Below are 12,972 nucleotides of genomic sequence, written 5' to 3'. Positions count from 1 at the left end.
CTAACTGGATGCCTTTTTTGTTTGTGCGTTTAAGCTGTTATACCTAATGCTGATTACGATTCTTTCGAGTCGGGTTTCGGTGGCTCTTGAGCTTCTGGCTCTTTATCCTGCTTCTCCGGCTCATTATCTTCTTCATCGTCATCGCGGCTTTCGATTACGCCGTGCATTTCTTTCCAGCTTTCCCAGCGTTGGTAAGCCAGCTCCTGCATGTCAGTGCTTTTATCTGCTTCGTCGATGATCTCCTCGCCTACGAGGTGTTCAAAAATATCTTCCAACGTTACCAAACCTAGCACGGTACCGTATTCATCAACAACAAGTGCCAGCTGTAAGCGATGAGTCATCATCTGGTCGAATACTTTAGGTAAAGTGGTATTGTTTAGCACCACTTGAATTGGGCGCATGATTGCTCCCAACTGTTTCTGTCCACAACCTGATTGTTGTAGTTTGAACAACTCAAGGCGATGCACAAAACCAATGATGTTATCTTTCTGCTCGCTGTAAACCAATGGGCGTGAGAAAGGCGTATCTTTGTGTTTTTCTAGGAACTCATTGATGGTCATTGTGGCATCGACACGGAATACTACTGGTCGTGGCGTCATAACCTGCGTTACGGGTACATCTTGGATGCCAAGCAAGTTGCTTAAGATTTTTGATTCACCCTCGGCAAACTCACCGCTTTCACGTGCCAGAATCGCCATTGCAGACAGCTCATCACGCATCTTTGGAGCTTCGTGGTTACGAGCAAGACGCTTGGTGATTTGCTCTGAGAACCAAACAAAGGGTGTAAGCGCCCATACCATCCAACGCAATGCGACCGCGGCAGTGGGTGCCAACTGACGCCAGTAGGTCGCGCCAATCGTCTTCGGTACGATTTCTGAAAGCACTAAGATCGCCAATGTCAGCACTGCCGAAAAGATACCTAATGCTTCGCTACCAAATACAACCGCAGCTTGTGCACCAGCAGTGGCCGCGCCGATAGTGTGAGCGATGGTGTTTAAAGTCAGAATAGATGCCAGTGGTCGGTCGATATCTGATTTCAGCTTAGCCAATTGCCCAGCTGCGGGATGCCCCTGTTGATTGAGCTGCGCAATGTAGCTCGGACTGATACTCAGCAGTACCGCCTCCAGCACCGAACAGATAAACGAAATGCCGATTGCAATAGAGATATAAATGGATAACAGCAGCATAGTTGCCCTTGAATGTAGTTTGATAGTGGTTATTTGCAGCTATTATAACCGCAAAAGTGACTTATAAATTGGTCCAAATACCTTGGAAAGCAAGGGTTTTCAGGGGGTATGTGGTAACAAATTGTGAGTTATTACTCATATTATGGCTAAAAGTACGTCAGAAAATCGAAAGATCGCTTACAAACCTTTGCCAGATGGGGCATTTATGTTTTAGAGTGAGACGAATTCGATAACCTATGAGAAGGGAAACCTAATGAACAAGACCCAATTAATCGACTTTATCGCAGAGAAAGCAGACCTATCAAAAGCACAAGCAAAAGCTGCTCTTGAAGCGACTCTTGATGGTGTAACTGGCGCACTTAAAGAGGGTGACCAAGTTCAACTAATTGGTTTTGGTACATTCAAAGTAAACCACCGCGCTGCACGTACTGGTCGTAACCCTAAGACTGGTGACGAGATTCAAATCGCAGCAGCTAACGTACCAGCATTCGTAGCAGGTAAAGCGCTGAAAGAATCAGTAAACTAAGTTAGAATGCACCGAGGTATCCTGCCTCGGTGCAATTTCATGAAAAAATATCTACTCACTTCACTTCTCCTATCTAGCCTTACCCTTTTTGGCTGTTCGTCGGTTGAAACTCCTAATTTAGAACAATTCACGCATTTTTCTGGTGGTAAAGTTGCGGGAGATGCTAGCAGCTTGTACTGGATGACAGAGAAACTCACTCGTGTGAGTACGGCGGCTGATTATGTGACTATGGGGGGCAATGGTTGGTTCCAGAGTGATTATCGCTGGGATGAAGGTGAGTTGCGAGAGTTGATTCGAAAAGGCGAGCAAGTTGATACCAAACAAGAGTTGGTGCCTTTTCAAATCCACATCCGTTTCAATAAAGATGGCGAAGCGGTTTACCAACAATATCGTGTTAACCGTAAAGTCTTACCACTTCAGCATGACCAATTAGAGCGCTACAAAGCAGAAGCGAATGACGTAGTGGCATCGGTTAAGGCGCAGTCTCGTAACAATCAGAGCCTTATTCAAGGTTATTGGAATGGTCAATCGTTTGAAACCTGCAAAGGTAAGGTGTTCTCGACACTCGAGTTTAATCAGACGTTGCCAAAATTTATTATCGAGCGTCTCTCATCGGTAGACAGTTATGTGGCTTTTGTCGGCAAGCAGTCACGAAACAAAGCAATGGTCGATGAACTGTTGATGCTCAATGACGATGACTTTGATTGTGTTTCTCGGCCAACGTTGATCTCTGAATAAACATTGCTTCGAATTCTGTCGAACAAGAACAATAAAAAAGGCGCTGAGTGCGCCTTTTGTTTTTTAGCCAACTCATGTTGTTTTTATTTTTCTTGCTCACGTGCAATTGCACGGTAGCCGATGTCGTTGCGATGGAACATGCCATCCCAACGGATCTGTTTTGCAAGCTCGTAAGCACGCTGCTGCGCTTCTGATACGCTGTTGCCAAGTGCGGTTGCACAAAGAACACGACCACCGTTTGTCACGATGTCGCCATCTTTGTTATCTGTACCAGCATGGAAGACTTTTTCGCCTTCAATTTCAACTTGTGGCAGACCCGAAATAACGTCGCCTTTGTTGTACGCTGCTGGGTAACCACCGGCTGCTAGCACGATACCAATCGATGCTCGTGGATCCCACTTCGATTCCGCTTGATCTAGCTTCTCGTCGATTGCCGCTAGGCACAGATCAACAAGATCCGATTCCATGCGCATCATGATAGGTTGTGTCTCTGGATCACCGAAGCGGCAGTTGTACTCGATTACTTTCGGAGTGCCGTCTTTGTCGATCATAAGACCCGCGTATAGGAAACCAGTGTAAGGGTTACCTTCAGCGGCCATGCCACGTACTGTTGGGTAAATCACTTCTTCCATGATGCGGTTGTGGATTTCCTGTGTTACCACTGGAGCTGGCGAGTACGCGCCCATGCCACCGGTGTTAGGACCCGTATCTTTGTCGCCTACGCGTTTGTGGTCTTGGCTGGTGGCCATTGGCAGAACGTTCTCACCATCCACCATCACGATGAAGCTTGCTTCTTCACCATCTAGGAACTCTTCGATAACGACACGACTACCAGCATCACCAAATGCGTTGCCTGCTAGCATGTCTTTGATTGCATCCTCAGCTTCTTCTAGCGTCATCGCTACGATAACGCCTTTACCAGCAGCAAGGCCGTCAGCTTTTACTACGATCGGTGCACCTTGCTCACGTACGTAAGCAAGAGCTGGCTCGATTTCAGTGAAATTCGCGTAGGCACCCGTTGGAATTTGGTGACGAGCAAGGAAGTCTTTGGTAAACGCTTTAGATCCTTCAAGCTGTGCTGCTGCTTGGGTCGGGCCAAAGATTGGTAAGCCCGCTTCGCGGAACGCATCAACCACACCAATAACCAATGGTGCTTCTGGGCCAACGATAGTCAGTTCAATCGCCTTCTCTTTGGCGAAAGCAACAAGGCCAGTGATGTCTTCTACATCGATGTTTATGTTCTCTAGTTTTGGCTCTAGTGCTGTACCTGCGTTGCCTGGTGCAACGAAGATAGTCTCAACATTTGGGTTTTGTGCCGCTTTCCAACCTAGCGCATGTTCACGACCGCCTGAACCAATGATTAAAACTCGCATATGAAAATCCTTAATCTTATAAATACCGTTTGCTCAAACTCAGATATTTCGCAAAGACCTGAGTATGGCCTCTCTAATTCAATGGGACGAGGACAAGGCGACAAGTGAACTTATTCCTATGAGCATAGTATGCTATGTGATTAGGATAAGTGAACGCCGTCAACGCAGTTATCGTCCCAGTGAAGACGAGAGGATTAGTGGCGGAAGTGACGCATACCGGTAAAGATCATCGCCATGCCGTGCTCGTCGGCTGCTGCGATAACTTCGTCATCACGCATAGAGCCACCTGGCTGAATCACACACTTGATGCCCGCTTCTGCAGCCGCGTCGATGCCGTCACGGAATGGGAAGAATGCATCTGATGCCATTACACAACCTTCAACCTGTAGACCTTCGTCTGCAGCTTTGATGCCTGCGATTTTCGCAGAGTAAACGCGGCTCATTTGGCCAGCACCTACACCGATAGTCATGTCGCTTTTCGAGTAAACGATCGCGTTAGATTTCACGTATTTCGCTACTTTCCAGCAGAACAGTGCATCTTTTAGCTCTTCTTCTGTTGGCTGGCGCTTAGAAACCACTTTTAGGTCGTCTAGGCTTACCATGCCTTGGTCGCGGTCTTGAACCAGTAGACCGCCATTCACGCGTTTCACGTCAAAGCCAGTTGTCTTCGTTGTCCATTCGCCACACTCAAGTAGACGTACGTTCTTCTTCGCGGCAACCACTTCAATCGCTTCAGCAGAAACAGAAGGTGCGATGATCACTTCAACGAATTGACGCTCAACAATAGCGGTTGCTGTTTCAGCATCCAGTTCTTGGTTGAATGCAATGATGCCGCCGAATGCAGATGTTGGGTCAGTTTGGTAAGCACGGTTGTACGCTTCTAGGATGTCTTTACCTAGAGCAACACCGCATGGGTTTGCGTGTTTTACGATTACACATGCTGGCTCGTTGAACTCTTTCACACATTCAAGCGCTGCGTCCGTGTCTGCGATGTTGTTGTAAGAAAGGGCTTTACCTTGGATTTGGCGAGCAGTAGAAACGGATGCTTCTTGTGGGTTTGCTTCAACGTAGAATGCGGCTGCTTGGTGGCTGTTCTCACCGTAGCGCATGTCTTGCTTCTTCTCGAACTGTTGGTTGAACGTACGTGGGAATTTAGACTCTTCATCACCTTCTTTGTTCTCACCGTAAGATGGAACCATAGTGCCGAAGTAGTTTGCGATCATGCCGTCGTAAGATGCTGTGTGCTCGAATGCTGCGATAGCCAGGTCGAAACGAGTTTCTAGTGTTAGAGACTTCTCGTTCGCGTCCATTTCAGCGATAACACGGTCGTAGTCGTGAGCGTTCACCACGATAGTTACGTCTTTGTGGTTTTTCGCTGCAGAGCGAACCATTGTTGGACCACCGATGTCGATGTTCTCAACCGCATCAGCAAGCGTACAGCCTTCTTTAGCAACGGTTTCTGCGAATGGGTATAGGTTAACGACAACCATATCGATAGGGTTGATGCCGTGCTTTTCCATCACGTCATCATCTTGGCCACGACGACCAAGCACACCACCGTGAACTTTTGGGTGAAGCGTTTTAACGCGGCCGTCCATCATTTCTGGGAAACCAGTGTAGTCAGAGACTTCGGTTACGGCGATGCCTTGTTCGGCAAGTAGGCGAGCTGTACCACCAGTAGATAGGATATCGACACCGCGCTCAGCAAGAGCTTGCGCAAACTCAACAATACCTGTTTTGTCTGATACGCTGATAAGCGCACGGCGAATAGGACGAGCGTTATTCATGCTTCCATTTTCCTCAAATTCACGGAGTTAAAGATGTTTGCCAAAAATGAACTTGTTTTTACCTCTTGGGGTAAAATATTGGCCAGTTTTGGTAAAGACCTTTGCAGGGTGTTTTCTGGTTAGAAAACAGTCTCCACATTTGATGGCGCGTATTCTAACCAATTTATTACAAAAAAGCTCGCGCAATCGTTTGGCATCTCAAAAATAATTGCAAAAAAGTCGTTCTTTAGCTTTAAAAGTAACGAGATAGTTAATAGGGAAAGTTATGTTTCAGATAGGTGAACTGGCAAAACGTTGTGGTGTGACTGCCGATACATTGCGTTTCTACGAGAAAAACGCGCTAATAAAACCCGCAGGGCGAAGCGAATCAGGCTACCGCTTGTATGATGAAGAGAATCAAAAGCAGGTGCACTTTATCCTCAAAGGTAAAGATCTTGGCTTGAGTCTGGATGAAATTAAAGACCTGTTAGAAATTAAGTTAGAAGCGACAGAACACAGCTGTGCAGAGGTAAAAGCCATTACTTCTGCTAAGTTAGAGCTGATTGATGGGAAAATTAACGAGCTGACGAAAATTCGCCGAGCGTTAAAGAAGATTAATGATGCTTGTTGTGGTCATACAGACGATGACGCCACACATTGCTCTATCCTTGCCGCACTTGAGTAGTCTCATTCTTGAATCACTTAACTTAAGTTTGCATTTTTGGCGACTTGCTTTTCTAGGTACACGCTGCTTTCCCACCTATAATCTTGCCTTTAGTTACTTGTAGGAATCGACCATTGTCTGATTCCTACCGTAACGCTGTCTGTAGATACGAGAGTTTTCATACATGGTTGGAGTCTATTTTCAAATCAATGACTGGGTTTTGAGCGTTGATGAAAATAAGCTGTATCGACAAGATAGGGAAGTTACTGTTGAGCCACGCTTAATTAATCTTTTGCACTTCTTAGCGGAGCATGCGAATGAGGTGTTCAACCGCGAGGAATTGATTCAGTACGTTTGGGCTGGAGCGATTGTGACCGATCAAGTGGTGACTCAATCCATCTTTGAGTTGCGTAAGCTACTGCGTGACGGTCGAGAGGAAAATACCAACTACGTTATCACGGTGCCCAAGCGTGGCTATAAGCTGGTAGCGAACGTGGTTACTATGACGCATGAAGAGTTTGTCACAAATCGGCAAAATGAAGAGATCCCACCTTCGGTTGAAGAATCGGAAGAGGATTGTCTACCTATAGCACCAGCCGTTACCTTTCCAGCAGGTCCTCTAACTCGCGCGGTCTGCGAGATGTCAAAAGAGAAAAAAGCCCCTCAGAGCAAAAACAAAATCAGTCCTTGGCGATTGGGAATTATGAACTTCATCTGGATCAGTATGTTGGTCGTAGTGATGGGCGTGTTTACCTACAAGCAATCGGAAGTGCGTATTACCCAAGCCATCGATACCCATCTGATTGAGTTCAAGTTTCAAGATAATTTTACGAATGAAGGATTAAGCTACGATTTGGCAGACGGATTCGCCCAAAAGTTGATGTCCGACATTGCTCAAGTCAGTGATTACCGAGTCATGCTAAAGAAGGCGTCGTTTACTTCTGGCATTGTGCCTGGTAAATCGGTTGTGGTGAGAGTTCGTGAGAATGACGGTGGCAGCTTTTTAGAGGTGGAATATCGCAATAACTCATCTGAGAAAGTGTTGTTTAGTCGTCAATACGCGTTAACCAGTAGTCATTTAAAGACAGTGCTTCAACAAGCGTCGTTGGATTTGATGCAAGTGCTGAAAGTGTCGGATGCCAAATTGAAATCTACGATGCTGGTGGCGGGAATGCCAATGAATCCCGACGCGTTGGAGTTGTTTGTTCAGGCTAACCATTACCTTAATGTCTCTGATACTAAACAATTCCGCCAAGGTATCGACTTGATGGAAAACATTTTAGAAATCGAGCCGGATAATGCTTACGTTCAAGCTGAGTTGTTGATTGCTTACCATGTACAAAAGGCACTTGATTTCTCACAGGAGTTGAAGAAAGGGCGAATGCAGCAGCTCAGTGAAGCACTAGAGACTAATGTGAAAATGATGGTGGGGCCAATTCAACCGCGAATTTATGAAGCTTTAGCACTGCACGAAACCATCATTGGTGACATGGCGTTAGCCAAGCGGCATCTCGGACAGGCATTGAGGTTACGTGATTCAGTGCTTTCCTATGTGATTCGCGGTAAGCACGCCGAATTGGATGGTGATCTGGATTTAGCCAGTGAGTCTTACAGTGAAGCTTTCTATATTGATACGTCGGTTGAGACGTACCTGCTGTGCGAAAACTTGGTCTTCCCAAGTAACATGAAGGCGATTGATTACGCCATGTATCGCGCCGTTCACCCTTCTGTCGTTCGAATGCTTTAATTCTCTCGGACTCAACGTCAGCCTAATGCTAGCCCCTCATTTCGATGAGGGGCTTTTTTGTCGCTGTCGAAAAGTGAAAAGGGTGGGGCGGTGGGGCAATGACTTACGAAGGAGCTAACAACGCAAGCTTGCAACGGGAATGCATACCCGCTTTGCTTCTCTATCTCTATCTCTATCTCTATCTCTATCTCTATCTCTATCTCTATCTCTATCTCTATTGATTGTATGAAGTGTCTGGATGAGTTATGTGGCGAGAATGATTTTGGTGCCTTCTTGCATGCGAGATGAATATTGACTTGGGTCAAGAAGCGCGATCAGGGAGAGATTTATGGAATCAACACTTCAGGGAATTAACCCTTCGGGATGGGGAAGTTGATAGAGGTTGATAACTTTTATCGCGATGACCAACGAGTTGATGAGAGTTTATCTATCGGTAGAAGGTTTGATGTTTTTCTTGTAACTGTATGAATAATATAGTTTTATTTTTTTGTGTTTATCATGTTTATCTCAACTTGATGTTGATGAACTAATCATTTTATTGATAACCCCAAGTTTATTTTTTTCTCAGTTTTTGGGCGTAGTCTTCACTTCGAAATTTAGCGAGGTCGAGCAGGTTCTTCCTCATAGCATCTCGCTAATTACCATTCAGTTTGAGTCATGTTGACTCGAGTAGAATAGATTTGGAGATGTTATGTCATCGAATGCGAAAAAAATCGGCCTTATTGCCTGTACGGGTGTCGTAGCCGGTAACATGATGGGTAGTGGTATCGCACTATTACCTTCTAGTCTTGCCTCTGTAGGCTCTGTTTCAATCTTCAGTTGGCTGATCTGTTTGGTCGGTGCACTGAGTCTGGCGTTTGTTTACGCTCGTCTGGCAACCAAAAACCCACAAGAAGGTGGTCCTATCGCTTATGCTGGCGAAGTGTCTCCGGTATTTGGTTTCCAAACGGGCGTTCTTTATTACCACGCGAACTGGATTGGTAACCTGGCTATTGCCATTACAGGTGTTTCTTACCTTTCAGTATTCTTCCCTGTGCTTAATAACCCAATCCCAGCAGGTATTGCGACGATTGCATCGGTATGGATCTTCACTTTCGTCAACCTACTTGGTGGTAGCTGGGTAAGCCGTCTATGTACGCTTGGTCTAGTTCTTATCCTTATCCCAGTTGTTGGTACAGCCGCATTTGGTTGGACGCACTTCGATACTGCGCTTTACAGCCAAAACTGGAACGTATCAGCAGGCACTGACAGCCACGCGGTAGTAACAGCGGTTCTTATCTGTCTATGGTCATTCGTAGGTGTGGAATCAGCAGCGGTATCGACTGGTATGGTAGAAAACCCTAAACGTACTGTACCACTAGCAACTATGTTGGGTACTGGTATCGCAGGTGTGATTTACATCCTATCAACTCAAATGATCAGCGGCATGTTCCCAGCGTCAGAAGTTGCGGCATCAGGTGCGCCATTTGCATTAGCAACCACTGAGCTATTCGGTAGCTGGACAGCACCATTCGTATCAGCATTCACAGCGCTAGCATGTTTCACTTCGCTAGGTTCTTGGATGATGCTAGTAGGTGAAGCAGGTAAACGTGCAGCAAACGACGGCAACTTCCCTAAAATCTACGGCGAAACTGACAAAAACGGTGTGCCTAAGAAAGGTCTAATCCTTGCGTCAATCAAGATGACTGCACTGATGGTTGTACTGATGTTCTTCAGCTCTAAAACAGCACACGCATCAGACCTGTTCAACCAGCTAACGACTGACGCGGTTCTACTAACTATGCTGCCTTACTTCTACTCAAGCATTAACTTGATTCGCTTCGAAGGTATGACAACACGCAACGGCTTCGTAATGCTGTTCTCTGGTGTGGCTTGTCTGTTCTGCTTCATCGCACTAGCGGGTGCAGAGGGCGGTACGCTAACAGCAACCTTCATCGTGTCTCTAGTTATCTTGATGTTCTACAGCAAAAAAGCAGGTCTTGCTCAGTACGTGAAAATGCACGCTGACGACATGCCTGCCCAAGCAAGCAACTAATCCCCAAAACGCTGGCACTAAGGTGCCAGCCCATAAAACCCAAATTCACGCGGCGCTCACCTTACTCATTGCCTGTAAATGGCAAAGAGCGCCCTCATTCGCCTTGGAGATGTCCAAATGAATATATTCGCTATCTTGAACCACATGGGTGTGTTCTTTAAAGAAGAGCCAGTTCGTCAACTTCACGCAGCTCTTGAGAAAGCGGGCTACGAAGTGGTTTACCCAGTAGATGATAAAGACTTGATCAAAATGATTGAGATGAACCCACGCATTTGCGGTGTGCTGTTCGACTGGGATAAATACTCACTAGAGCTATGTGAACGTATCAGCCAAATCAACGAAAAACTGCCTGTTCACGCATTTGCTAACGAACAGTCTACTCTAGACATTTCACTAACAGACCTACGTCTAAACGTGAGCTTCTTCGAGTACGCTTTAGGTATGGCTGACGACATCGCTATCAAAATCAACCAAGCGACTGAGGCATACAAAGATGCCATTATGCCTCCATTCACTAAAGCGTTATTCAAATACGTAGAAGAAGGTAAATACACCTTCTGTACTCCAGGTCACATGGGCGGTACTGCATTCCAGAAAAGCCCTGCTGGTAGCATCTTCTACGATTTTTACGGTCCAAACACATTCAAAGCGGACGTATCAATCTCAATGCCTGAACTAGGTTCTCTACTAGACCACTCAGGTCCACATAAAGATGCAGAAGAATACATCGCACGTACATTCAATGCCGACAGCTCGTACATCGTAACTAACGGTACGTCTACATCGAACAAAATCGTTGGTATGTACTCAGCACCTGCTGGCAGCACAGTACTGATTGACCGTAACTGTCACAAATCTCTGACTCACCTAATGATGATGAGCGACGTGACACCAATCTACTTCCGCCCAACTCGTAACGCATACGGCATCCTTGGTGGTATTCCACAAAGCGAATTCAGCCGCGATGTCATTGCAGAGAAAGTGGCGAAAACACCAGGTGCAATAGCACCAACTTACGCAGTAGTGACTAACTCAACTTACGATGGCTTGCTGTACAACACACAATTCATCAAAGAGTCGCTAGATTGTAAACACATCCACTTCGACAGTGCTTGGGTGCCTTACACTAACTTCAACCCAATTTACGAAGGTAAATGTGGTATGAGTGGTGAAGCGATGCCAGGCAAAGTGTTCTACGAAACACAATCAACACACAAACTGTTGGCTGCGTTCTCACAAGCTTCAATGATTCATGTGAAAGGCGACTTTGATAAAGAATCTTTCAACGAAGCATTCATGATGCACACTTCAACTTCACCTCAGTACGGCATTGTTGCTTCTACTGAAACTGCAGCGGCAATGATGCGCGGCAACACTGGTAAGAAGTTGATGCAAGACTCTATCGATCGCGCAATCCGCTTCCGTAAAGAGATCAAACGCCTAGAAGCAGAAAGCGACAGCTGGTTCTTCGATGTATGGCAACCAGAAAACATCGATACCACAGAATGTTGGAAACTAGACCCTAGCGATACATGGCACGGCTTCAAGAACATGGATGACAACCACATGTATCTTGACCCAATCAAAGTAACGCTACTGACTCCGGGGATGAATAAAGAAGGCGAACTAGAAGAATCAGGTATTCCTGCTTCGCTGGTGGCTAAATTCCTAGACGAGCGCGGCATCGTGGTTGAGAAAACAGGCCCATACAACTTGTTGTTCCTATTCTCAATCGGTATCGACAAATCAAAAGCAATGCAATTACTACGCGGTCTGACTGAATTTAAACGTGGCTACGACTTGAACCTAACCATCAAGAGCTTCCTTCCTTCGCTATATAACGAAGATCCAAGCTTCTATGAAGGCATGCGCGTTCAAGAATTGGCACAAGCAATTCATGACCTAACTAAGAAATACAACCTACCAGAACTAATGTACAAAGCGTTCGATGTACTTCCAGAAATGAAAGTAACACCACACGCAGCATGGCAAGAAGAGCTTCGCGGTAACGTAGAAGAAATCAAACTGGAAGAAATGGTTGGCCGCGTAAGTGCGAACATGATCCTTCCTTACCCTCCAGGTGTGCCACTAGTACTTCCTGGTGAAATGGTGACTCAAGAGTCTCGCCCAGTGCTGGACTTCCTAGAGATGCTTTGTGAGATCGGTGCGCATTACCCAGGTTTCGAAACCGACATCCACGGCCTGTACCAACAAAAAGATGGTAGCTACACCGTAAAAGTATTGAAGAACTAAGTTCCTCTCGAAGATGACGCCATTGGGAATGCAAGCATGCTCCACTCTTACGAGCTCAATGTGTCATCGAACAACCACGACATTTAGATATACCCCTAGCTAATCTGTCGTAAAAGAGAAGGGCAAGGATGCTCTGATCTTTTCTTCTATATAGAAGAAGTAATTTCCAAGACTTCACCTGAAGTACCCCAAGTAAAAAGCAAAGACCAAAGAGCAGTTCGTTATCGTTCTGCTCTTTTTTTCGTCTTTATATAGATAGAAAAAGAAAAAAGAATCAAGAGAGATAAGATCAGCAATCAAAATCACAAAGAAATCGGCGATCTTTTAATGCAGAAGTCAGGTGTTTCATCATGAAAAGATCCTCTGAAACCCGAAATATTAGACAAGATCGTTGAGTATTTATGCAGAATGCTCGTTATTTGTGCGGTTGAAAGTTTTTTTGCAAAAAACGCTTGTGCTAATTTCTCAACCCCCTATACTGCGCATCCACCGACACGGAGTGAGACGAAAGTCACACAGCGAGTCGGGAAGAGAGAAAAAAGAATTTGAAAAAAATGCTTGACTCTCTCACGGTGTGAAGTAAGATACGCACCCCTAACAACGAGTAACTAAGTTGCTGAAAATGTTAGAAAAGCTCTTTAAAAATAAGAACCTATCAATCTGTGTGGGCACTCGTTGATGAT

9 protein-coding genes are annotated in these 12,972 nt (G+C 45.7%); 6 read left to right on the top strand and 3 right to left on the bottom strand.

Annotated features, from left to right (window positions below):
• Positions 1 to 53: 53 nt before the first annotated feature.
• The gene (locus tag R8O70_RS23515) at positions 54 to 1,187 is read right to left on the bottom strand and encodes a hemolysin family protein (RefSeq protein WP_005382522.1); all 1,134 of its coding nucleotides are present in this window, start codon (positions 1,185 to 1,187) and stop codon (positions 54 to 56) included.
• A 253-nt stretch (positions 1,188 to 1,440) separates the two neighbouring features.
• On the opposite strand from R8O70_RS23515, the gene hupA reads away from it, so the two are divergent.
• Both hupA and R8O70_RS23505 read left to right on the top strand, forming a co-directional pair.
• A complete protein-coding gene (gene hupA / locus R8O70_RS23510; RefSeq protein ID WP_005382524.1) occupies positions 1,441 to 1,713 on the top strand; it encodes a nucleoid-associated protein HU-alpha in 273 nt (90 codons plus the stop codon).
• 39 nt (positions 1,714 to 1,752) lie between these two features.
• A complete protein-coding gene (locus R8O70_RS23505; protein ID WP_167415508.1) occupies positions 1,753 to 2,451 on the top strand; it encodes a DUF1481 domain-containing protein in 699 nt (232 codons plus the stop codon).
• Positions 2,452 to 2,534: 83 nt separating this feature from the next.
• Here the strand turns inward: R8O70_RS23505 and purD are convergent, their stop codons facing one another.
• Both purD and purH read right to left on the bottom strand, forming a co-directional pair.
• A complete protein-coding gene (gene purD / locus R8O70_RS23500) occupies positions 2,535 to 3,824 on the bottom strand; it encodes a phosphoribosylamine--glycine ligase (protein ID WP_136977321.1) in 1,290 nt (429 codons plus the stop codon).
• Between the two features lie 194 nt (positions 3,825 to 4,018).
• Positions 4,019 to 5,611 carry a bifunctional phosphoribosylaminoimidazolecarboxamide formyltransferase/IMP cyclohydrolase gene (purH, locus tag R8O70_RS23495; protein WP_158156991.1) on the bottom strand — a complete coding sequence of 531 codons (1,593 nt, stop codon included), beginning with the start codon at positions 5,609 to 5,611 and terminating at the stop codon, positions 4,019 to 4,021.
• Between the two features lie 265 nt (positions 5,612 to 5,876).
• Here purH and zntR point away from each other — a divergent pair, with 265 nt between their 5' ends.
• From zntR to R8O70_RS23475, 4 genes are all read left to right on the top strand, one after another.
• Entirely contained in the window at positions 5,877 to 6,275 is a 399-nt protein-coding gene (zntR, locus tag R8O70_RS23490) for a Zn(2+)-responsive transcriptional regulator (RefSeq protein ID WP_005382529.1), read from the top strand.
• 163 nt (positions 6,276 to 6,438) lie between these two features.
• On the top strand, positions 6,439 to 8,001 hold the full coding sequence (cadC, locus tag R8O70_RS23485; protein WP_086047087.1) for a lysine decarboxylation/transport transcriptional activator CadC: 1,563 nt from the start codon (positions 6,439 to 6,441) through the stop codon (positions 7,999 to 8,001).
• A 691-nt stretch (positions 8,002 to 8,692) separates the two neighbouring features.
• A complete protein-coding gene (cadB, locus tag R8O70_RS23480; protein ID WP_005434864.1) occupies positions 8,693 to 10,036 on the top strand; it encodes a cadaverine/lysine antiporter in 1,344 nt (447 codons plus the stop codon).
• A 117-nt stretch (positions 10,037 to 10,153) separates the two neighbouring features.
• Entirely contained in the window at positions 10,154 to 12,289 is a 2,136-nt protein-coding gene (locus tag R8O70_RS23475) for a lysine decarboxylase CadA (protein ID WP_258666952.1), read from the top strand.
• Positions 12,290 to 12,972 lie beyond the last annotated feature (683 nt).

Origin of the sequence: Vibrio sp. 779(2023), from assembly GCF_033344285.1 — a bacterium.
GTDB classification, from domain to species: domain Bacteria; phylum Pseudomonadota; class Gammaproteobacteria; order Enterobacterales; family Vibrionaceae; genus Vibrio; species Vibrio alginolyticus.
Note: the sequence above shows the minus strand (reverse complement) of the source record. Positions and strands in the feature narration are given on the sequence as shown.

Bases quoted from the DNA above. Each gene is read 5' to 3' on its own strand.
- R8O70_RS23515 (WP_005382522.1), bottom strand. From the start codon at position 1,187: ATGCTGCTGTTATCCATTTATATCTCTATTGCAATCGGCATTTCGTTT.
- hupA (WP_005382524.1), top strand. From the start codon at position 1,441: ATGAACAAGACCCAATTAATCGACTTTATCGCAGAGAAAGCAGACCTA.
- R8O70_RS23505 (WP_167415508.1), top strand. From the start codon at position 1,753: ATGAAAAAATATCTACTCACTTCACTTCTCCTATCTAGCCTTACCCTT.
- purD (WP_136977321.1), bottom strand. From the start codon at position 3,824: ATGCGAGTTTTAATCATTGGTTCAGGCGGTCGTGAACATGCGCTAGGT.
- purH (WP_158156991.1), bottom strand. From the start codon at position 5,611: ATGAATAACGCTCGTCCTATTCGCCGTGCGCTTATCAGCGTATCAGAC.
- zntR (WP_005382529.1), top strand. From the start codon at position 5,877: ATGTTTCAGATAGGTGAACTGGCAAAACGTTGTGGTGTGACTGCCGAT.
- cadC (WP_086047087.1), top strand. From the start codon at position 6,439: ATGGTTGGAGTCTATTTTCAAATCAATGACTGGGTTTTGAGCGTTGAT.
- cadB (WP_005434864.1), top strand. From the start codon at position 8,693: ATGTCATCGAATGCGAAAAAAATCGGCCTTATTGCCTGTACGGGTGTC.
- R8O70_RS23475 (WP_258666952.1), top strand. From the start codon at position 10,154: ATGAATATATTCGCTATCTTGAACCACATGGGTGTGTTCTTTAAAGAA.